Origin of the sequence: Marinactinospora thermotolerans DSM 45154 (genome assembly GCF_900167435.1) — a bacterium.
Taxonomy (GTDB): Bacteria; Actinomycetota; Actinomycetes; order Streptosporangiales; family Streptosporangiaceae; genus Marinactinospora; species Marinactinospora thermotolerans.
This window is the reverse complement of the sequence record NZ_FUWS01000009.1, coordinates 27,709-49,410: the sequence shown is the minus strand read 5'-3', so window position 1 is coordinate 49,410 and position 21,702 is coordinate 27,709. Positions and strand designations below refer to the sequence as shown.

The 21,702-nt window shown below is 73.8% G+C and carries 16 protein-coding genes; 7 read left to right on the top strand and 9 right to left on the bottom strand.

Features of this window, described 5'->3' with window-relative positions; translation table 11 throughout:
- Nucleotides 1–366: 366 nt before the first annotated feature.
- The gene (tesB, locus tag B5D66_RS16380; RefSeq protein ID WP_078762634.1) at nt 367–1,284 is read right to left on the bottom strand and encodes an acyl-CoA thioesterase II; all 918 of its coding nucleotides are present in this window, start codon (nt 1,282–1,284) and stop codon (nt 367–369) included.
- The gene (locus tag B5D66_RS16375) at nt 1,281–3,368 is read right to left on the bottom strand and encodes an ATP-dependent DNA helicase UvrD2 (protein WP_078762633.1); all 2,088 of its coding nucleotides are present in this window, start codon (nt 3,366–3,368) and stop codon (nt 1,281–1,283) included. Before B5D66_RS16375 ends, tesB begins: the two co-directional genes overlap by 4 nt.
- 271 nt (nt 3,369–3,639) lie before the next feature.
- Between B5D66_RS16375 and B5D66_RS16370 the strand changes: the two genes are divergently transcribed.
- Together B5D66_RS16370 and B5D66_RS16365 are read left to right on the top strand one after the other, a co-directional pair.
- Nucleotides 3,640–3,897: a mycoredoxin gene (locus B5D66_RS16370; RefSeq protein ID WP_078762632.1), complete on the top strand. Its 258-nt coding sequence runs from the start codon at nt 3,640–3,642 to the stop codon at nt 3,895–3,897.
- Between the two features lie 76 nt (nt 3,898–3,973).
- Entirely contained in the window at nt 3,974–4,459 is a 486-nt protein-coding gene (locus B5D66_RS16365; protein ID WP_235001038.1) for an ANTAR domain-containing protein, read from the top strand.
- 35 nt (nt 4,460–4,494) lie between these two features.
- Here the strand turns inward: B5D66_RS16365 and nudC are convergent, their stop codons facing one another.
- Nucleotides 4,495–5,460, bottom strand: a complete 966-nt coding sequence (nudC, locus tag B5D66_RS16360) for an NAD(+) diphosphatase (protein WP_078762631.1) — start codon at nt 5,458–5,460, stop codon at nt 4,495–4,497.
- A 59-nt stretch (nt 5,461–5,519) separates the two neighbouring features.
- Nucleotides 5,520–6,902 (bottom strand): dipeptidase, encoded by a 1,383-nt coding sequence (locus tag B5D66_RS16355; RefSeq protein ID WP_078762630.1) that lies wholly within the window; start codon nt 6,900–6,902, stop codon nt 5,520–5,522.
- A gap of 259 nt (nt 6,903–7,161) precedes the next feature.
- On the opposite strand from B5D66_RS16355, the gene B5D66_RS16350 reads away from it, so the two are divergent.
- From B5D66_RS16350 to B5D66_RS16335, 4 genes are all read left to right on the top strand, one after another.
- A complete protein-coding gene (locus B5D66_RS16350; RefSeq protein ID WP_159457280.1) occupies nt 7,162–9,417 on the top strand; it encodes a histidine kinase in 2,256 nt (751 codons plus the stop codon).
- A 58-nt stretch (nt 9,418–9,475) separates the two neighbouring features.
- On the top strand, nt 9,476–10,129 hold the full coding sequence (locus B5D66_RS16345; RefSeq protein ID WP_078762628.1) for a response regulator: 654 nt from the start codon (nt 9,476–9,478) through the stop codon (nt 10,127–10,129).
- A gap of 107 nt (nt 10,130–10,236) precedes the next feature.
- The gene (locus B5D66_RS16340; protein WP_078762627.1) at nt 10,237–11,076 is read left to right on the top strand and encodes an alpha/beta hydrolase; all 840 of its coding nucleotides are present in this window, start codon (nt 10,237–10,239) and stop codon (nt 11,074–11,076) included.
- Nucleotides 11,077–11,099: 23 nt separating this feature from the next.
- Nucleotides 11,100–12,368, top strand: a complete 1,269-nt coding sequence (locus tag B5D66_RS16335; protein ID WP_078762626.1) for an acyltransferase family protein — start codon at nt 11,100–11,102, stop codon at nt 12,366–12,368.
- A 19-nt stretch (nt 12,369–12,387) separates the two neighbouring features.
- On the opposite strand, the gene B5D66_RS16330 is transcribed toward B5D66_RS16335, so the two are convergent.
- The 5 genes from B5D66_RS16330 to moeZ form a co-directional block, all read right to left on the bottom strand.
- Entirely contained in the window at nt 12,388–15,738 is a 3,351-nt protein-coding gene (locus B5D66_RS16330) for an ATP-dependent helicase (protein ID WP_078762816.1), read from the bottom strand.
- A 65-nt stretch (nt 15,739–15,803) separates the two neighbouring features.
- Entirely contained in the window at nt 15,804–18,950 is a 3,147-nt protein-coding gene (locus B5D66_RS16325; protein ID WP_078762625.1) for an ATP-dependent helicase, read from the bottom strand.
- Nucleotides 18,951–18,990: 40 nt separating this feature from the next.
- Nucleotides 18,991–19,308, bottom strand: coding sequence for an MGMT family protein (locus B5D66_RS16320; RefSeq protein ID WP_078762624.1), 318 nt, complete (start codon nt 19,306–19,308; stop codon nt 18,991–18,993).
- An 89-nt stretch (nt 19,309–19,397) separates the two neighbouring features.
- On the bottom strand, nt 19,398–19,751 hold the full coding sequence (locus tag B5D66_RS16315; RefSeq protein ID WP_144390173.1) for an SPW repeat domain-containing protein: 354 nt from the start codon (nt 19,749–19,751) through the stop codon (nt 19,398–19,400).
- A gap of 151 nt (nt 19,752–19,902) precedes the next feature.
- The gene (gene moeZ / locus B5D66_RS16310) at nt 19,903–21,081 is read right to left on the bottom strand and encodes an adenylyltransferase/sulfurtransferase MoeZ (RefSeq protein WP_078762623.1); all 1,179 of its coding nucleotides are present in this window, start codon (nt 21,079–21,081) and stop codon (nt 19,903–19,905) included.
- 243 nt (nt 21,082–21,324) lie between these two features.
- On the opposite strand from moeZ, the gene B5D66_RS16305 reads away from it, so the two are divergent.
- Nucleotides 21,325–21,552: a hypothetical protein gene (locus tag B5D66_RS16305; protein WP_078762622.1), complete on the top strand. Its 228-nt coding sequence runs from the start codon at nt 21,325–21,327 to the stop codon at nt 21,550–21,552.
- Nucleotides 21,553–21,702: the final 150 nt, after the last annotated feature.

The following is a 21,702-nucleotide window of genomic DNA, read 5'->3' as shown; positions in this document are numbered from 1 at the left end:
GGATCGTGCGAGCGTGACTCCGTCGAGCTGGTGCGAGGATTCGCGAGAAGGCAGACCACCGCCGAAGCCCTGGAAGGTCTTGGAGAGATCAGCGCCATATCCGCACACACCATTGCCGCGCCGGGTGATGCCCCGAACAGACGCGGACAGCTCGAAAGCGAGAGTTATCGTGGTCATTTGATCGGAGCACCTCCTTCTTCAATCGGCCGCAGGGATCTTCTCCCGCGGCGGGCGCGAACTTGATGGGACAACCCTAGAGGGGTCGAACGAGAACCGGCAACCTATTTTTGACCTGGTGTTTTGTCCGTTACCGGCCGGAACCTGAGCGGCCGGCGCAACGTCGGGCGCCACGGCCGAGGGAGGGGATCACCCCCGCGGGGCGTCCTCGACCACGCGGATCAGCCCCTCCTGGACCACCGAGCACACCAGATCGCCGGCGCGGGTGTAGACGAGGCCGCGCGCCAGCCCCCGGGCCCCACCGGCCACCGGTGTCTCCTGGGCGTAGAGCAGCCAGTCGTCGGCCCGGAACGGCCGGTGGAACCACATGGCGTGGTCGAGGCTGGCCATGGAGATCCCCGAGAAGGAACGCCCGTGGGCCAGCAGCACCGTGTCGAGCAGGGTCATGTCCGAGGCGTAGGTCATGAGGCAGACGTGCAGCAGTGGATCGTCGGGCAACCGGCCGTCGGCCTTCAGCCAGACCAGGTTGCGCGTGGTCCGCAACTGTGGGTCGTGTTCGACCTCGAACGACAGGGGACCCGCCGGACGCAGTTCGATCGGATGCCAGGTGGCGAAGCGGGGAACCCGGCCGAACACCTCGAAGAGCCGGTCGTGCATGGTCGGCAGCTCTTCGGGCGGCGGGACGTCGGGCATCGGCACCTGGTGCTCCAGGCCGGGTTCGACGTGGTGGAACGACGCCGACAGCGCGAAGATGGCCTTGCCGTGCTGGACCGCGGTGACCCTGCGGGTGGTGAAGGAACGACCGTCGCGCACGCGGTCGACGGTGTAGACGATCGGCACCGCGGGGTCGCCGGGACGGATGAAGTAGGCGTGCAGCGAGTGGACGTGACGGTCGGCGGGAACCGTGCGACCGGCCGCCACCAGGGCCTGGCCGGCCACCTGTCCGCCGAAGACCCGTTGCGGTCCGCCGTCGGGGCTGCGCCCGCGGAAGATGTTCACCTCGATCGGTTCGAGGTCGAGGATGGAGAGCAGCCCCTGAAGGGTCTGTCCTCCCTCGGGGACCGGCGGGTTGTCCTCGCCGTCCCCCGGCGTCGTCGGCCCGGTCACTGCTCCTCCTCATGTCCCGCCGCGCCGGCGCGCGCCGGCTCCTCGCCCGCGCACAGCGCCAGCACGGCCTCACCGTAACGGTCGAGCTTGACCGCGCCCACACCGGATATGCGGGAGAGCTGGGCGGAACTGGTGGGCACGTGTTCGGCGATCGCCTGGAGGGTGGCGTCGGTGAAGACGACGTAGGCCGGGACCTTCTGCTCGGACGAGATGGCGCGCCGCCACTCGCGCAGCCGTTCGAGGAGTTCCTCGTCGTAGTCGGCCGGACAGCCGGCGCAGCGGCCGATCTTGCGTTCGACGGCCTCGGTGAGCGTCGCGCCGCAGATCCGGCAGCGCACGATCTTCGCCGACGCGCGTTCGGCACGCCGGCCGGCCAGCGACGGCGAGGCCGGGCGCAGGCCGTCGAGGAAGCGGGAGGGTTTGCGGGTCTTACGCCCGCCGGGGGAACGCGCGAGGGACCACGACATGGCCAGGTACTCGCGCGCGCGGGTGACACCGACGTAGAAGAGCCGGCGCTCCTCCTCGACCTGTTCGGCCGATTCGGCGTAGATGATCGGCAGCATGCCCTCGGTCAACCCGACCAGGAACACCGCGTCCCATTCGAGCCCCTTGGCCGAGTGCAGCGAGGCCAGCGTCACCCCCTCGATCTCGGGGGCGTGCTCGGTGGCGACGCGGTTCTCCAACTCGGTGACGAAGTCGGCCATGGTGGCGTCGGCGCGCTCGGCCACGACGTCCTCGGCGAGTTGGGCGAGGGCCGCCAACGCCTCCCACTTCTCGCGCGCCTGGCGTCCCTCGGGGGGCTGCGGGGTGAGACCGAGCGGGGCGAGGATGGCCCGGACGGTCTCGACCAGCGGGGCGTGGTCGTCGGCCCGGCTGGCGCCGCGCAGGGTGTGGACGGCGCCTCGGACCTCGGGACGGTCGAAGAACTGGGCGCTCCCCCGGACCGTGTAGGGGACCCCGAGGTCGGAGAGGGCCTGCTCGTAGGTGGCGGACTGGGAGTTGGTCCGAAACAGCACGGCGATCTCGCGGGCCGGTGTCCCGGACTCGATCAGGGCGGCGATTTTACGCGCGACCGACGTGGCCTCGGCGGGTTCGTCGTCGTATTCGGTGTAGGAGGGGTCGGGGCCGTCGGGGCGCTGCGCGACGAGCTGGAGCCGCTGGGCCGCGGCGGGTCCGCTGGCGTGTTCGAGCGAGGCGTTGGCGACCCGCACGACCTGCGGGGTGGACCGGTAGTCGCGGACCAGCCGCACCACCGTGGCGTGCGGGTAGGCCGCGGGGAACCCGGTGAGGTAGCCGGGGGTCGCCCCGGCGAAGGAGTAGATGGTCTGGTTGGGGTCGCCGACCACGCACACGTCGTCGCGGTCGCCCAGCCAGGCGTCGAGCAGAAGCTTTTGGAGCGGGTTGACGTCCTGGAACTCGTCGACGACGAAATAGCGGTACTGGGCGCGGATCTCCTCGGCGATCTTGGGGGAGTCGGTCAGCATCGCGGCCGTGAGTTCGAGCATCGACTCGAAGTCGAGGAGGTTGCGCTCGCGCCGGATCTCCTCGTAGGCGTCGTAGACGCGGGCGATGTCGCGCGCCTGGATCGGGGGCGTGCGCCCGGCCTTGTCGACGATGGCCTCGTAGTCGGCGGGGCGGGTCTGGGTGACCTTCGACCACTCGATCTCACCGGCGACGTCGCGCAGGCCCAGCCGGTCGAGCTGGAGTCCGCAGGCGTGCGCCGCCTCGGCCACCACGCCCAGCTTGCTCTCGATGAGCCGCGGTTTGGGGCCGCCGACCGCTTGTGGCCAGAAGTAGGAGAGCTGGCGCAACGCCGCGGCGTGGAAGGTGCGGGCCTGCACCCGGGGAGCGCCCAGCGAGCGGAGCCGTCCGCGCATCTCGCCGGCCGCGCGGACGGTGAAGGTCACGGCGAGGATCTGCTGTTCGGCGACGACGCCGCTGGCCACGGCGTAGGCGATGCGATGGGTGATGGCGCGGGTCTTTCCGGTGCCCGCCCCCGCCAGGACGCAGACGGGACCACGCACCGAGCGCGCAACCTCCTTCTGTTCGGGGTCGAGCCCTTCCAGCAGGCGGTCAGCGTCCATGTGCGGTCGTCTCCAATCCCCCCGGCCACTTAGGCCCCGGCGGCTACTCCTGCCCGGTCAGTCTCTCAAGTATCGGCGAGGCGGTGAACAGCGACGGCACCGGAGTCAGGGGCTGTGGACAACCCCACCGGGACAGCGGGGAACAAAGCGGGAACCGGGACACACCCGGCAGCGTCCCACCCTCCGACCTGATCACATCGGGGAAGCTCAGTACGGTTGCCGGTGTTGGTAGTAGGCGGCGAACGCCAGACCCGTGAGAAGGAGACCGCCCATGACCACCCCCACGACCGCGCAGATCACCATGTACTCCACCCCCTGGTGCGGTTTCTGCAAGCGGCTGAAGAGCCAGCTCGCCCGCGAGGGCATCGAGATCAATGAGATCAACATCGAACAGGACCCCCAGGCCGCCGAGTACGTGATGCAGGTCAACGGCGGAAACCAGACCGTTCCCACGGTCCTGTTCGCCGACGGTACGGCATTGACGAACCCATCGCTGTCACAGGTCAAGGAGAAACTGGCCGCGCAGTAGACGGACCCGCCGCTCGGCACCACCGGGCGGCGGCCCCGTCCTACCAGCCTTGGGGGCGAGGAACTTGGGGGAAGACGTGACGCCTGAGAGCCCGGTCGACAACGGGGGCGATATCGCCGTCGACACGATCCGCCGCACGCCCACCGGGTGGCGGGTCCACAGCGGTGAGGAGCTACCCGACCTGCTCGGCGCGATGGTGCTGGCCGACCTCCTCTACGCCGAGGAGGGGCCACGGCTGTCCCCTCCCCCCGCCCCGCCCAAGGCCGCGGTCCAGGCGTCGGAGACCGAACGGCTCCGGGTCACCGTGGCCCAGCTCGAACACGCCCTGGGCACCCGCGTCGTCATCGAGCAGGCCATCGGCGTCCTGGCCGAACGGCACCGGCTCTCGCCCCGCGTGGCCTTCGAACGCCTGCGTCAGGCCGCGCGCTCGCGTGGGCGCAAGGTGGCCGACCTGGCCCGCGAGGTCGTCGCCAGCAGCGCCGACCCGCTCATCCCGCTGCCCGCCGAGCTGGCCCGCGAGGGCGGCGCGGTCCGCGGCGGCTCCCGGCGACGACGTGGCTGAGCGGCGCCTGCCGTCCGCTCCCGTGGCGGGAGCGGTCACCAGGCGCCGGGCAGCTCACCGCCGTACCAGTGCTCGATGAGCCCGCGCGCGATCGACACCGGTCCCGGGAGCACCACCTCGCCGCTGTCGGCCGCGGCGTACAGCTCCTCGCGGGTGAACCAGCGGACCTGCTCGATCTCCTCGTGGTCGGTGCGCAGGGCCTGTCCCACCGCGCGGGCCGTGTACCCCAGCATCAGGCTGCGCGGGAACGGCCAGGGCTGCGACGCCAGGTAGCGGGGCTCGGCGACCGCGATCCCCACCTCCTCGGCGACCTCCCGGACCACCGCCTGCTCCAGTGACTCACCGGGTTCGACGAATCCGGCGAGCACCGAGTAGCGGCCGTCCGGCCACTGCGGGTTGTGCGCGAGAAGGCACTGTTCCGCCTCGCCCTGCCCCCGGTGGACCAGCATGATCACCGCCGGGTCCGTCCGCGGGAAGTTCTCCGCCCCCTCTCGTTCGCAGATCCGCACGTGCCCGGCCGCCGCGATCCTCGTGGGCGAGCCGCAGCGCGGGCAGAAGAGGTGGGTGGCGTGCCAGTTGGCGAGCGCGACCGCGTGGGTGAGCAGGCCGGAGTCGCGCGGCCCCAGGAGCGCGCCGACCTCGCGCAGCGACGTCAGCTCGGTCCCCTCGGCCTCCTCCAGCTCCACCCCCGCCTCGGCGCGGACCGCGAAGTAGGCGCGGCCCTCGTCGTCGACCCCGAGGAGGTAGCGCTCCCCCTCGGGGGCCAGTTCCGGCGTGGTGAAGACCAGTTCGGGTTCTTCGGCGTCGGAGGTGACCAGGGCGCGGGACTGCTTGGCGAGCAGGGCCCGCCAGCCGTAGGTCTGCGGTTCCCCGCGTTCCAGGACGAGGACGCGCGTGTCCGGCGACGCCCAGGCCTCGGCCAGCCAGGTCTCGTCGGTGCGGCGGTGCCCCGCCAGGTCGATCGTGCCGCGCGACAGGGCCGGGGCGGGTGAGGATGTCATGCTGCCTTCCAGATGGACGGGGCCCGCCGGGCGTCGCTCCGCCCGGCGGACGGGGTGTTTCAGGCCCGCGCCTGCGCCGCGAGGCCGTCCCACATGTAGGCGATGGCCTCGGCTCCCTTGAGGAGGAGCGGGATCTCCACCTTCTCGTTGGGCGCGTGGATGCGGTCGTCGTCGAGGCCGACCGCGACGAAGACCAGCGGCGCCGCCAGGATCTCGGCGATGTCGGCCTCGGGGCCGCTGCCGCCCTCGCGGGTGAACAGCACCTCGGTGCCGAACGCGCGGCTCATCGCGTCGCGGGCGACGCGCACGCCCACCGAGTCCAGGTCCGAGGCGCAGGGGCGCACGCCGGGGCCGCCGAACTCGATCGAGACGCGCAGCCCCCGCGGGAGGTTGGCGGTGACGTAGTCGCGGACGCACTGCTGGACGCGCAGCGGGTCCTGGTCGGGGGCCAGCCGGAAGCTGACCTTGGCGTGCGCGGAGCGGGGCACGATGGTCTTGGTGCCGGCGCCGGTGTGCCCGCTCCACATGCCGTTGATCTCGGCGGTGGGACGCACCCACAGGCGTTCGAGGGTGGAGTAGCCCTCCTCGCCGGCGACGGCGGCGCTGCCGGCCGTGCGCAGCCACTCCTCCTCGTCGAAGGGGAGGCGCGCGATCAGGTCCCGTTCCCGCTCGGAGATCTCCACGACGTCGTCGTAGAAGCCGGGGATCGCGATGTGCCCGTCGGCGTCGTGCATTCCGGCGAGGAGGGCGGCGAGTTCGCGGGCGGGGTTGGGCACCGCTCCGCCGAAGGAGCCGCTGTGCAGGTCCGTCGCCGAGCCGTACACGTCGATCTGGCAGTCGGTGAGGCCGCGCATGCCCACGCACATGGACGGGGTGTCGGCGGACCACATGGTGGTGTCGGAGATGACGACGACGTCGCAGGCGAGCCGGTCGCGGTGGCGCTTCAGCAGTTCGGCGAAGTTCGGCGAGCCGGACTCCTCCTCCCCCTCGACCAGCAGCTTGATGGTGACGGGAGGCGCGGAGGCGCCGGAGGCGGCGAGGTTGGCGCGCAGGCCCAGGGTGTGGAAGAGCACCTGCCCCTTGTCGTCGGAGGCCCCGCGACCGACGAGGCGGTCGCCCTGCTCGACCGGGGCGAAGGGGTCGGTGTGCCACTCCTCCCGCGGTTCGACCGGCTGCACGTCGTGGTGGCCGTACACGACCACGGTGGGGGCCGTGGGGTCGGCCGCCGGCCACTCGGCGAAGACCGCGGGCATGCCCGCGGTCTCCCAGATCTCGACGGTCGGGAAGCCGGTGGCGGTCAGGTGGTCGGCCAGCCAGGCGGCCGAGCGGCGGACGTCGCCGTGGTGGGCGGGGTCGGCCGAGATCGAGGGGATCGACAGCCATTCCTTGAGCGCGGCGACGAACTCGTCGCGGTGTTCTTCGATGTAGGTGCGCGCTTCCATTTGGCGGACCGACCCCTTCCGTACTTTTCTGTTGACCATAAATGAGCCTAATGCCGTTCCGTCCCATTCTCGGCCCCCGCGTCCGGCACGGCGGGCCCGACGTCGCCCCCGGAACGGGGCCTCGCCCCGGGGATCCGCGTGGAAGGGCGCCGCGCGACCTAGGGTGGGCGCGTAACACGGTCGATCCTGCGGGTGGGTGATGGGCGGAGGAACGGTCCCGCCGGACGGCGGGGAGGACGGGAGGCGGTCGGCCCCGCCCGTGGACACGGCGCGCCGGGCGATCCGCGCGCTGCGCGCGGCGGCGTGGGCGCCCACCTCGGAGGTGGCGTGCCTGCCCGCGCCGGACCCGCCCGGCACCGACCCCGTGCTCGGCGGCGTCTGCGCGGGGATCGCCGAACGCCGGGGGTGGCGACCGGGCGCGGTGCGGTTGGCGACGGTCCTGCTGGTGCTTCCGGCGCTGCTCTACCCGGTGGCGTGGCTGGTGCGTACGGCCGGGCCGGCACCGGCGGGCGGCCGGGGGCGGGCGAACCGGCAGCTGTTCCTCGCGGTCGCCGCGGGCGTTCTGGCCCTCTTCTCGGCGGTGCAGCTCATCGACTTCGGCCTCCCCGAGATCCGCGCGCTGCTCGCGGGCCTGTTCCTGGGATCGTCCCTGCTCACCCTCCCCCGGTCGGCCCTGCTGACCTGGCGGTCGATGACCGTGGGCGTGGTGGCCGTGCTCCTGCTGCTGTGGGGGGCGGGCGCGACCGGCGTGGACGTCCCCTTCCCCGTCGCGGTGATCGTCGCCTACCTGCCCGTGCTCTACGCGGTGGCGGCGCGCCACCCGCGTCCGGTGGTGGTCGCCGTCGGCGCCTGGACGCTGGTCCTCGTCCTCCCCTGCTACACGCTGCTGTTCGCGGCGCCGCCCGCTGCGGTCGTGTGGACGTCGGCGGTGCTGGTCGGTGTGCTGGTCGCCGGCGACAACATGCGGGTGCGCCGCGAGGAGACGGGCATCTCCCGGGGGACCGTCCGGGCGCACCGGCCGCCCCGCGCCCCCGTCCCCCTGTGGGACGGGGTGCTCGACGCCGTGTGGCGGCCCCTGCCACGGCCGGAGGTGACGCTGCGGCTCCCCCGAGGACCGGTCCGGCCGTTGGAGGGGCGCCTGGTCGCCGGCGTGTGCCGCGCCCTGGCCGGAGGACGCTCCCCCCGGGCGCTGACCGCCGTGCGCGCGCTGTTCGCGGTCCCGCTGTGGGCCGTCGTCGGCGTCCCGCTGTACCTGCTGCTGTGGTTGCTGCTGCCCGGGGAGCGGCCCCCGGGCGAGGACCCCGAGGAGCGGCGGGACGCTGTGTGGGCGCGCCGGTCGGCCGCCTGGTTCCTGCTGTTCGGGCTGGGCGCCGCGACGGCCTCGACCGCCGCCGTGCAGGCCACGGGGATGCTGGGCCTGCCCGTTCCCGTGGCGGTGGTGTCGGGCCTGGTCACCGGGATGCCGATCGCGCTGCTCCCCCGTTCGCCGCTGCTGGCCTGGAGGTTCATGGCCGGCGGCCTGCTGGCGACCCTGGTGGCCTACGCCCTTGTGGGGACCTCCCTGCCCCCCAGCGTGCCCGGGGGGATGTCCCCCACCGTGCTGTGGCCGTGGCCGATCGCCGTCCTGCTCGCGCTGGTCCCGGTCCTGTACCTGGTGGCGCTGGCCTATCCCGGCAGGACCACGGTCGGGGTCGGCGCCGTCACCGTGGTGGCCGACATCTTGTCGGCGTGCCTGTTCGTCGCCGCCCCGGTGGCGCAGGCGCTGTGGATCTCCGTCGCGGTCGTCGGGGTCCTCGCCTTCGGCCACAACGTCCGCGGCCGGCGCGCGGCCCAGCGCGACCTCGCCCAGGAGAGCGCGCTGCGCCGCCGGGACCGGGCCCGCCAGGCCGTGCTGGAGGAGCGTTCGCGCATCGCGCGGGAACTCCACGACGTCGTGTCCCACCACATGTCGATGATCGCCATCCAGGCGGAGGCCGCCCCCTACAAGTACCCGGACCTGTCCCCGGCCGCCGCGGGCACCTTCCACACGATCCGCGACGCCGCGCGCGAGGCGCTGGTGGAGATGCGCCGGGTCGTGGGGCTGCTGCGCGAGGAGGCCGAGGACGCCGAGCGCGCGCCGCAGCCGGGCCTGTCCGACATCGGCGACCTGGTCGAGGGCGCCCGGCAGGCCGGGGTGCCGGTGCGGGCGCGCGTGTCCGGGCTGTCCGCCGAACCCTCCGAGACCGTGGGCCTGTCGGTGTACCGGATCGTGCAGGAGTCGCTGAGCAACGCCGGCCGCCACGCCCCCGGCGCGCCGGTGCGGGTCACAGTGGAGGAGGACGACGGCCAGATCGTGGTCCGCGTCGTCAACGACGCGGGGGGACCGGGCCCGCGGCCGGCCGCCGACGTGGGCGGACACGGTCTCGTGGGCATGCGCGAGCGGGTGGCGATGCTCGGCGGGACGCTGCGCGCCGGTCCGCTGCCGGAGGGCGGGTTCGAAGTGGTCGCGCGGCTCCCCATGGACGGCGGGGAGTGAGCCGGCCGGTCCGCGCCGGAGTCCGCGCGGCCCGACCCCGCGCACTAGGCTGAACGCCGTGCCCATCACCGTCATCGTCGCCGACGACCAGGCCATGGTGCGCGACGGCATCGCCACGCTGCTCGACGCCGCCGCCGACATCGACGTCGTGGGGCAGGCCGCCGACGGCCGTGAGGCCGTCGACCTGGCCCGCGAGCACCGTCCCGACGTGGTCGTCATGGACGTGCGCATGCCGGTGCTGGACGGCCTGGCCGCCACCCGCGAGATCACCGAGGCGGACGGGACCGGCCCCCGGGTGCTCGTGCTGACGACGTTCGACCTGGACGAGTACGTCTACGAGGCGCTGGGCGCCGGCGCGAGCGGCTTCCTCCTCAAGGACGCCCCGGTGGAGGACCTGCGGACCGCCGTGCGGGTCGTGGCCCGCGGCGACGCGCTGCTCGCCCCGTCGGTGACCAGGCGGCTGATCGGCGACATCGCCCGGCGTCGGCGCGAGCGCATCCACGCCCGGCCGCAGGCGTTCGACCAGCTCACCCCACGCGAGGTGGACGTGCTGCGGCAGATCGCGCGGGGCCTGTCCAACGCCGAGATCGCCACGGAGCTGTTCCTGTCGGAGCAGACGGTCAAGACCCACGTCGGGCGGATCCTGATGAAGCTGGGGCTGCGCGACCGCACCCAGGCCGTGGTGTTCTGCTACGAGAATGGGCTCGCCTGACCCTCGGTCACCCGTGAGGGTGAGGGTCCCTCACCCTCACGGGTGACCCGCCGACCCCCTCCACGAGGGGACGACCGGGCGGCCTCCCGATTCCTAGCGTCGGGGCCATGACTACACGCCTGCTCACCCTGCTGGCGGCCGTGGCGGCCTTCCTGGGATGCGGTGCCGCCTGGCTGCGCCCGGCCGCGCCGGCCGACCCCGTGGAACCGCTGCGCTATGAGGCCCGGACGGTCGGGGGACGCCTGCTGCTCGCCGACGACCCCGAGGGCGGGCGGATCGTCGAGGTGCTGGGCGACCTCGACGGCGCCGACGCGGTGGCCGTGATCGTGCCGGGCAGCGGCCAGAACCGCGACGTCTTCCGCGACAATCCCGAACATCCCGGCACCGCTCCACTGGCCAACGCGCGGGCCCTGTGGGAGGAGCTGCGCCGGCAGCGTCCCGGGGCCGAGGTGGCGGTGGTGGCGTGGCTGGGCTATCGGGCTCCCCAGGACGCCTTCCCCGACGCGGTGACCCTGGTACCCGCCCGTGAGGGGGCGCGGGAGCTCGCCCGGTTGCGCCGGGAACTGCCCGCCGACGCCCGGGTCAGCCTGGTCTGCCACAGCTACGGGGCCGTGGTGTGCGGTCTGGCCGCGCGGGAGGCGGGGGTCGCCGACGAGGTGGTGGCCCTGGCGGCGCCCGGCCTGGGGGTGGGCTCGGTCGCCGACGTGCGGGCGCGGGTGTGGTCGGTGCGCGCTCCCGACGACTGGATCCGGTTCGTCCCCTCGCTCTCGCTCGGCCCGATCGGCCTGGGCGCCGATCCGATGGCCCCGGATTCGCCGGCCCGGGTGGTCGCCTCGGGGCCGATCAGTGGGCATGAGTCCTACTACCAACCGGGAAGCGAGTCGCTGGCGAACGTGGCGCGCGTCGTGCTCGGCGACCTCTCCTCGGTCACCCCGGCCCGCTCGTGACCGCCGCGAAGGGGGAACCGCCGATGCCCTGCCGGCGCGGTACCGGCGCCCGGGGCGCCCGTTCCGGCGTCCGGGCGCTCCTCCACGGCGTGGTGGAGCGGATCGGGCGGGCCACCCCGACCGGGCGGGAACGCGCCGTCGACGGGATACGGGCGTTCGCCGTCTGCTGCGTGGTGTCCGGCCACTGGCTGGTGACCGCGCCGGTGGTGTGGGCCGACGGCGGGCTGCGGGTGGCCAGCCCGCTGCGGGACATGCCGGCCCTGGCGCCGCTGAGCTGGATCTTCCAGGCGCTGGGCCTGTTCTTCCTGGTGGGCGGCTACGTGTCGGCGCGCGGCCTGGCCCGGGCGCGGGAGCGTGGGAGCACCACCGGCGCCTGGGTGCGGGCCCGGGTGGTGCGGCTGACCCGTCCGCTGGTGTTCACGGCGGCGGTGTGGGGGGTGCTCACCGGGCTGTTCGCCGCGGCCGGCGTCGCGGACCAGACGCTGCGCACCGCGGCCCTGCTCGTCGTGCAGCCGATGTGGTTCATCGTGGTGTACGCGGCGATCACCGCGTCGACCTCCGTGGTCGTGGCCGCGGACCGGCGTTGGGGGCTCGCCGCCGTCGTGGCGCCGCTCGCGGTCGTGGCGGCGGTCGACCTCGCCCGTTTCGGTCCCTGGCGGGAGGCCGTCCCCGCCTGGGTGGGTCTCCTCACGATCCTGCCGGCCTGGCTGTTCTCCTACCAGGTCGGCGTGGCGTGGGCGCGGGGCGGGGTGGGCCGCCGCGCGGCGTGGACGCTGCTGGTGGTCGGCGCGGCCGGCCTGGTGGTGCTGGTGGGGCCGCTGGACTACCCGGTGAGCGCGGTGGGGGTTCCCGGCGCCGAACGCGGCAACGCCAACCCGCCGTCGCTGTTCGTCCCCTCGCTGGCCGCGGCGCAGATCGGGGTGGCGGTGCTCGCGCGCGAACGGCTGGAGCGGCTGCTGCGCCGTCCGCCGCTGTGGGCCGCCGTGGCCGCGCTCAACCTGGCGGCGATGACGGTGTTCTGCTGGCACCAGGGCGTGCTGGTGCTGACGGCGACCGCGGCGTCGGGCGTCGGCGTGGTACCGGGGCTGACCTCCACGCCGTCGGGGCCGGAGTGGATCGCGGCCCGCCTGTCGTGGCTGCCGGTGCTGGCCGCGCTGCTGGTGGCGGTGACGGTGGCCGCGCGCCGGTTCGAGGGGCCGTGGGAGCGCACCGTCCTGGGCCGGGCCGGGCCGCGCGCGGTGGTGGCGCTGGCCGCCGTGGGGTTCACGGCGTTCGCCCTGGTGGTGATCTGAGCGGTCGGGCGGGCACGGGTCAGGCGTCCACGTCGGGGACCCGCTCGATGAGCGCGGCCAGCCCCTCGGCGTCGAGGAGGTCGGCGGGCCGGACCGTCAGGCCGGCGCGCACGTAGTGGAACGCGGCGCGCACGTTCTCCAATGGGACGTCGCGAATGCGCGACCAGGCGAGACGGTAGGCGGCGAGCTGCACCGCCACCGCCCGCCGCTCCCGCTCGGTGCCGGGCGGGCGTCCGGTCTTCCAGTCCACGACGTCGTAGTGGTCGCGTTCGCTGTCGTGGAAGACCGCGTCCATCCGGCCCCGGATGAGCCGGTCACCGATGACCGTCTCGAACCTCACCTCGACGTCGAGGGGGACCCGGCCGGCCCACTCGCTCTCCTCGAACAATCGACGCAGCTCCGCCAGCTCCTCGTCGCCCCCGGCGGTCTCGTCAGCGGCGCCCGGCAGCTCCTCGGGGCCGATCAGGCTGTCCTGGCCGAACCGCTGCTCCAACCAGGCGTGGAACGCGGTGCCGCGGCGGGTGTGCGGGGCGGGCGGGCGGGGCATCGGGCGGCGGATCCGGCGCGCCAGCGCGGCCGGGTCGCGGGCGAGGGTCACCAGGGAGGACACCGACAGGTGCGCGGGCAGCTCGACCGGGATGGTGCCGTCGGAGGGCTCGTTCGCGGCGTGCTCGGCCAACAGCAGCTCGGTGTCACGCGCCCACCCCTCCAGGCGGCGTCGTATGGCCGGTGGCAGTTGGGCGCGGTCCAGGCTCTCCAGCCACCTGGCCCCCTCGCCCTCCCCGGCCCGCCGGACGAGTTCGGCGCCGGCGACGATGCCGCGGTGGCGTTCGGCGCTCGCGCCGTCGTAGTCGGCGGGGGTCTGCGGCCAGGACACCGGGACGACCTCGGCCAGGTTGGGGTTGGTCTCGTCCTCCTCGGGCGGCGGCGCCCATTCGGCGACGCGGCCGGCGCCCGCCTCGCACACCGCGCGGACCTCCTCCAGGAAGATCGAGGGGCCGCGCGGCGTGGTGCCGCTGCTGCCCCACCAGTGTCCGGTGCACAGCAGCGCGTAGGAGGCGCGGGTGACCGCGACATAGGCCAGCCGCCGCTCCTCCATGAGATGGCGCGCCTCGTCGGCCTCGACGAAGGCGGTGATGCTCTTGGGGTCGACATCGTGGAGCTTGGGCAGTCCCGCGGCGTCCCCGCGCAGCGGGAAGGGGAGCTGCCGCTCGTTGTTGATCCACGCGCCCTTGCCCCGCGGCTTCCCGGGGAACAGGGGGTGCTTGCCCCCGCACAGACCGGGGACGACCACGATCGGCCACTGCAGTCCCTTGGCCGCGTGCATGGTCATGAGCTTGACCGTGTCGGCGCCGCCGACCCGCTCGCCCGGCTCCAGGCCGTTCTCGGCGTCCTCGGCGGAGCGCAGGAAGGCCAGGAAGGCGCCGAGTGTCGGATCGTCGCTGTTGCCGACGAACCGGACCGCGGCGTCGATGAAGGCGTCCAGGTCGGCACGCGCGGCGATCGGGTCGCGCCCCGGCCGCGCGGCGACCTCGATGTCCAGGCCGAGGACCCGCTCGACCTCGCCGATGAGGTCGGGCAGCGGCTGGGCGACCAGGCGGCGCAGGGCGGCGAGTTCGGCGGCCAGCTCCGTCAACCGGGCGTGGCCCGTCGCGGAGTAGGCGTCGGCGGGGCCGAGGTCGTCCAGGGCGTCGACGAGGCTGCCGCTCTCGGCGGTCAGGTCCACGACGGTCTGGCGCAGCAGGTCGGTGCGCGGCGGCTCGGCCCCGTCCTCCCCGTCGCGCAGGTCGCGCCGGGTCTCCCTGGCGAGCCGGGCCGCGCGTTCGCCCAGGGCCACCAGGTCGCGGGGGCCGATCCGCCAGCGCGGGCCGGTGAGCAGCCGGGCGAGCTCGTTGCCCGCGGCCGGATCGTGCAGGACCCGCAGGGTCGCGACGATGTCGCGCACCTCGGGCACCGTCATGAGCCCGCCCAGGCCGACCACCTCGACGGGGATGCCGTGCCGCTCCAGCGTCTCGCGCAGCAGCGGGAACTGTGACCGTTTGCGGCACAGGACCGCGATGTCCCCCGGGCTAACGCGCCGGGGTCCCTCCCCCTCGGGCCACTCCCGCCCGTCGGGGGCGAACCGTTCGGGCGTCTCCAGGGCGGCCTGGAGGGTACGGGCGATCCACTCGGCCTCGTCGGACTCGGTCGGCAGCAGCGCGCAGGTGACCGCGCCCCGGCCGCGCCGGGCGGGTCCCGGGTGCAGCACCGGCACGTAGGACGCCTCGGCGCGCAGGTCGGCGGAGATCCGTTTGGCGACCTCCAGGACCCGCTCCCCGTTGCGGAAGCTGGTGGCGAGCTGGCGGACCGGCGCGGGGCGGCCGGGGGACTCGGGAAAGTCGGTGGGAAAGCCGGTGAGGTTGCCGGAGCTGGCCCCACGCCAACCGTAGATGGACTGGCAGGGGTCGCCCACCGCGGTCACCGGGTGCCCGTCGCCGAACAGCGCGCGCAACAGGACGAGCTGGGCGTGGCTGGTGTCCTGGTACTCGTCGAGCAGGACCACGTGGTAGCGGCTGCGCTCGATCATGCCGACCTCGGCGTGGCGCTGGGCGATGCGGGCGGCGAGGGCGACCTGGTCGCCGTAGTCCATGACCTCGCGGGCGGCCTTCTCGCGGGCGTAGCGTTCCACCAGGGGCAGCAGCTGCTCGCGGCGGCGCTGCGTCGCGAGCACGTTACGTGTCTTGGCCGTGATCCTCTTCAGCGTCTCGGCGCGGCCGTGCAGCCACTCGCCGACGCCACGCACGTCGTCGGGGGCGCGCAGGTGCTCGGAGAGCTCGCCGGCCAGGGCCAGCATCCGTTCGGTGACCGTCGCCGGCGTCGCGTCGATGGCGTCCATCGGCCCGTTGTAGGAGGACACGATGCGCGAGGCGAGCTGCCATGTCTGGGCCTGGCTGATGAGCCGCGTCGAGGGTTCGACGGCCTCGCGCAGCGCGTGGTCGCCGACCAGCCGCGCGGCGTAGGCGTTGTAGGTGGAGACGGTGGGCTCGCCGTCGAGGAGCTCGGCGGGCACCTGCTCGGTGGCGCGCAGCTGTTCCAGCCGTTTACGGACACGTTCGGCGAGTTCCGCGGCGGCCTTGCGGGTGAAGGTGAGACCGAGGACGTTCTCGGGGCGGACCCGGCCGTTGGCGACCAGCCACACCACCCGCGCGGCCATCGTCTCGCTCTTGCCGGAGCCCGCGCCGGCGACGACGACGCCGGGGCCGAGCGGCGCGGCGATGACGGCGGCCTGCTCGGCGGTCGGCTCGGGCTGGCCGAGCAGCCGGGCGAGCTCGGCGGGGGTGAGGTCACGGCCGCGTGGGGCCGTGGTCGGCTCGGTCTCGTTGTCGGACATCGTCTCCCGGTCCGTGGTCGGGGGTGTGGGGGCGAGGGGTTCGGGGGCGGGGCGGTGGCGCGGGTTCAGGTCCGCCGCCCCTCGTTGTGCGCCGGGCAGCTGGCCCGCACCGCGCAAGAGTCGCAGTTGAGGTTGGGGATGGCCTGGAACCGCGAACCGGACATTCCGTCGGCGACGCCGCGCACCATCTTCTCCGGCCAGGCCGGGTCGGGGTCCTCGTCCAGGGGGCGTTGGGGCTGTTCGCGTACCCGGTCACCGTAGCCCGCCTTACCGACCTGGACGAGTTCGGCGCCGCCCGGTTCGGTCAGGCCGAGCCGGGCGAACGCCGACCTGAGCACGGCGAGCTGGTAGACGCCGAGCTGGGGGTGGCGGGCCAGCTCGTCGTCCTTGGGCCGGCCGCCGCCGGTCTTGATGTCCACGATGACGGCGCGTCCCCGCTCGTCGCGTTCCAGGCGGTCGACGCGGCCGGTGATCTCGATGCCGCCGATGTCGACCTTGAACCCCTCCTCGGTCGCGACGAGTTCCCTGGGGTTGGTCTCGTGCCAGGCCAGGAGCTTGGCGACCATGCCGTCGGCGCGTTCGCGCATCTTGTCCGCGTACCAGGGACCGCCGAAGTCCAGGTCGGCCCAGATCGCGTCCATGCGGCGGTGCACGTCCTCCAGGCCGGCGCCCTCGGCGACGAGGACGGCGACCGCGTGCACGACCTTGCCCAGCGCCGAGGAGGTCTCGGCGGCCGAGGCGCCCACCGCGTTCTCCAGCAGCCAGCGCAGCTCGCAGGTGGCGAACCCCTCGACCTGGGACGGGGAGACGCGGATGGTGGACCCCTCGTCGACGAGGGGGCGGTCGTCGGACCACTCCGTGAGGGCGTGCCAGCCGCCGGGATCGGCGCCGCGTATCCCCTCGTCGGCGAGCCGGGCCAGGTGCGCGGCCGCGGCCCGGCGCAGCGGCAGGGGGCTCGCGGGGTCGGTGACGACGGAACGCAGGTCGGCGACGAGCGCGGGCAGCGACAGCCAGCGCCGGCCCGTGGTCACCCGTTCAGGTTCGCCCGCCCCCAGCTCGGCGAGGAAGCGGGAGGGCCGCTCGTCGGTGTCCTGTCCGCCCACGGCGGTGACGACGAGACGGCGGCGGGCCCGGGTGACGGCGACGTAGAACAGCCGCCGCTCCTCGTCCAACAGCCGCGAGGCGACGGCCGCGCCGCTGTTCTCGGGGAAGCCCGCGACCGTGTCGACGAGCTGTTCCACCCCGAGCAGCGAACCGCGCAGGCGCAGGTCCGGCCAGTCGCCCTCCTGCACCCCGGCGACGACCACGACGTCCCACTCCAGGCCCTTGGCGCGGTGGGCGGTGAGGACGCGCACGGCCTCGCCGGTCGGCGCCTGTTCGGCGAGGGTGTCCGCGGGGATCTCCTGGGCCTCCAGGTCGTCGAGGAACCCCTCGGGCGTGCCGGGCGGCAGTCGGTCGCAGTAGCGGGCCGCGCTCTCGAACAGCGCGACGACGGAGTCGAGGTCGCGGTCGGCGGCGGCCCCGCGCCGGCCCCCGGCCTGGCTGGCACGTGACAGCCGGTCGGCCAGGCCGCTGGCCTCCCACACCGCCCACAGCACCTCCTCGGCGGAGGCCCCGGCGGCGGTGCGGCCCCGGACGAGTTCGAGCAGGGCGGCGACGCGCTCGGCCGGCGCGCGCACCTCGGGGGCGATCGTCGCGAGGTCACGGGGGTCGCGCAGCGCGTCGGCGAGCAGCACCGCGGCGGGCCGCTGGCCCCCGGAGTCGAGTTCGAGCTGGCGCAGCGCGCGGCCGAGTCTGCGCAGCGCGATACTGTCGGCGTCACCGAACGCGCTGCTCAGCAGCTCGTGGGCGGACGCCTCGTCGAGGCTGGCCGGACGCAGCGCGCAGCGGATGAGCAGGAGCATCGGCCGGACCAGGGGTTCGACGGCCAGCGGCAGGTCGTCCCCCGCGACGGCGACCGGCACGCCCGCGGCCATGAGCGCCCGGCGCAGGGTCGGGACCTGCCGGGTGGCCGAACGCACCAGGACGGCCATGCGCGACCACGGGACGCCGTCGACGAGATGGGCCCTGCGTAGGGTGTCGGCGACGATCGCGGCCTCCTGGGCCGGGCTCTCGGCGACCAGCACCGACACGTCGCCGTTGGGCGCCTCCGGCGCCGGGACGAGGGCGCGGTGGGCGTTGACCGGTCCGCCTCCGGGGCTGGGCGCGGCGGGGAGCCTGCGGGCGACGCCGCGCGAGGCGGCGAGCAGTGCCGCGCCCCCGCGCCGGCCGACACGCAGCGCCACCACGGGGGCGGGGTCGCCCGTGACCGTCGGGAAGCGGCGGGGGAAGTCCAGGATGTTGCGCACGTCGGCGCCGCGGAACCCGTAGATGGACTGGTCGGGATCGCCCACCGCCACCAGGTCCCGTCCGCCGCCGGCCAGGGCCTGGAGCAGGGCCTCCTGCGCCGGGTCGGTGTCCTGGTACTCGTCGACGAAGACGATCTCGCGGGCGGCCCGCTCCCTGGCCTGTACCTCCGGGTCGGTGAGCAGGTTGGCGGCGATCCGCACCAGTTCGGCGTAGTTGAGGGTGGGCACGGGGGCGACGTCGAAGCGGCCGGTGTAGCGGGCCAGGAAGCCGCCCGCCGCGGTCCAGTCGTCGCGGCGGAGGTCCTGGCCGAGCCCACCGAGGCGGTCCGCGTCCAGGCCGCGCTCCTCGGCGCGCATGAGGAAGTCGCGCAGCTCCTCGGCGAACCCGCGGGTCTCCAGGGCCGGGCGGAGGCGTTCGGGCCACGCCCCGGCGCCGTCCAGCACCTCGCCGGACAGCAGCTCGCGCACCTCCATGAGCTGTTCGGGTCCCGACAGCAGGCGCGGCGGCTGGTCGCCGGCGAGACGGAACTCCCGGCGGATCAGCGCGTAGGCGTAGCCGTGGAAGGTCATCGCGAGGGGTTCGCGCGTCGTCCGGCCCAGGCGGGCGGTGATGCGCTCCCGGAGCTCCTGGGCCGCCTTGCGGCCGAAGGTCAGCACCAGGATCCGCGCGGGGTCGACGGCGCGCCGCTCGATCCGGTCGACGACGGCCTCGACGATCGTGGTCGTCTTGCCCGTGCCGGGGCCGGCGAGCACGAGCAGCGGACCCGAGGGGTGGTCGACCACGCGGCGCTGGTCGTCGTCGAGCGGGGGCGGGGCCGCGGGGGGGCGCGCCCGCCGGACGAGACGGTACGGGGAGGAACTCACTCCACCTAGTTCACCAGATGATCAGGACGAAGCGGGCACGTCACGGCTCACCGCCGTCCCATCTGGCCCGTCGCATGTCCACCCGCCCGTTCGGGCGCAGGGGCGTGGCCTCGGCCGCGTAGTGCTCGCGCGCCCGGACCTCGTGCCCGGGCGGCGGGCTGCCGTCGGCGCGGATGACCCGCCACCACGGGACGGCCCCGCCCCAGGCGGACATGACCGCCCCCACCTGGCGTGGCCCTCCCTGGCCGAGGTACTCGGCCACGTCGCCGTAGGACATGACCCGCCCTGACGGGATGCGTTCGACCAGGTCGAGGACGCGCTCGGCGTAGTCGTCGGGGTGGGAGGGGGGCCGGGCCATGGGCCCACCCTAGCGGCCCGCCCCCGGGACCGGCTCCGCGCGGGCGGACCCGGCCCGCGGAGGGGGCGTCTCGTCTCCGACCGTCGCGCTCAGTGCGGGATCGCGCGGTGGTGCGCCGTGGTGCTCAGGGGCAGGCCGACCAGGCCGACGACGGCGATCACCGCCCCCGCCAGCCAGGCGGTCCACGCCGCGGCGGGCACGTCGGTGAAGCCCAGCCCCCACGGGGTGATGAACAACAGCGCCCCCAGCAGCAAGGTCGCGCCCTCGGTCGCGATGACGCCCGGGCGGGTGATGGACATGACCGAGGCCAAGACGACGAGCACGCCGATCACGAACATCGCCGCCGTGCCCACCCCGGTCATGCCGTGCCAGAGCCAGCTGACGGCCGCGGCCAGCCCCGCGACCAGGGAGACCCAGTCCTCCCAGCGTCCCTTCGTCCTCATGTCGCACCTCCCCGGTCGGTACCGGTCTCTCTCGACGGACCTACCCCGCGCGGGCGGGGTCCCAACCGGCGCGGACCGGGAACGCGACGGGGCCGCCACGCGCTAGCGTGACGGCCCCGTCGAGGACGGCCGAAAGGCCCTCCCGATCCGGTCAGTAGGTCGGCAGGCTGGGGTCGATCTGGTTCACCCAGGCCAGCACGCCGCCCCCGACGTGCACCGCGTTGGCGAAGCCGGCCCCCTTCAGCGCGGCCAGCGCCTCGGCGGAACGCGCGCCGGACTTGCAGTGCAGGACGATCTTCTTGTCCTGCGGGAGCTTGGCGAACGCCTCGCCGTTGAGGAACTCCCCCTTGGGGATGAGGACGGCGCCGGGGATGTTGACGATCTCGTACTCGTTCTTCTCGCGGACGTCCACGAGGTAGAAGTCCTCGCCCCGGTCCATCATCTCCTTGAGCTCGCCCGCGGTGATGGTGGAGCCCGCGGCGGCGTCCTGCGCCTCCTGCGAGATCGTGCCGCAGAACGCCTCGTAGTCGATCAGCTCGGTGATCGTCGGGTTCTTGCCGCACAGCGGGCACTCGGGGTCCTTGCGGACCTTCACCGAGCGGTAGTTCATCTCCAGGGCGTCATAGATCATCAGCCGGCCCACGAGCGGGTCGCCGAATCCGGCGAGCAGCTTGATGGCCTCGTTGACCTGGATGGAGCCGATCGAGGCGCACAGCACGCCCAGCACGCCGCCCTCGGCGCAGGAGGGGACCATGCCCGGCGGCGGCGGCTCGGGGTACAGGCAGCGGTAGCAGGGACCGTGCTCGGCCCAGAACACCGACGCCTGGCCGTCGAAGCGGTAGATGGAGCCCCACACGTAGGGCTTGCCGAGCAGGACGCAGGCGTCGTTGACCAGGTAGCGGGTCGCGAAGTTGTCCGTACCGTCGACGATGAGGTCGTAGGGCTCGAAGATCCGGAAGACGTTGTCGGTGTCCAGGCGCTCCTCGTGCAGCACGACCTCGACGAGCGGGTTGATCTCCCGGATGGAGTCACGGGCCGACTCCGCCTTGGACCGGCCCACGTCGCTTTGGCCGTGGATGACCTGACGCTGGAGGTTGGACTCGTCCACGACGTCGAAGTCGATGATGCCGAGGGTGCCCACACCCGCGGCGGCGAGGTAGAGCAGCGCGGGGGAACCCAGCCCGCCGGCGCCCACGACCAGGACCTTGGCGTTCTTCAGACGCTTCTGGCCGTCCATGCCAACGTCGGGGATGATCAGATGGCGAGAGTAGCGGCGCACCTCCTCGACGGTGAGCTCGTCGGCTGGTTCGACCAGCGGCGGCAGCGACACGGTAGCTCCTCAAAATGGTGATGTCGCCACGGCCCCCGGCGACGCGCGGGGGACGCGATCGGTCTTTCCTTACCCAACCTACGCGGTGGGGTTTCGCATTCCCGCCCCGGGATCCCCACCCGGTCGGCCCGTGAAGTGCTTCCTTGCTCACCTCCGACCGAACCCCCACCCACCCTTGACATGGGCCGGGGAGGGGCGGAGTAGCGTAGGAGGGACGTTCAGTAATCGACCAGGGAGCCTCTTGTGACGTCTGATCCGCAGCGGACGCCCGCCTCTCGCCCCGACGAACCCCTCGAGGAGTCCTCGGTCGAGGCCCCCGAGGCCGACGCCGCCGAACAGCGCGCCTCCCTCGGCGACGAGGAGGGCGACTGGCTCGACCGGGCCTCGGCCGAGGCCGACCGCGAGGTCTCCGAGGGGGACGCCGTGGAGCAGGCCATCGAGGTCCAGCTCGACGAGGACGACTACCGCTGACCAGGGGTTGCGTCCCGAAGGCCGTGGGTTCCGCGACTCCAGCGGAACCTACGGCCGAGTAGGATGGTGCGATATGCGCCTGGTTCGCGACGTCCCGTCCCGTACCCGGCCATGTTCGACAGGAGCGTGCGCGGCCCGGCCCGCGCCGTG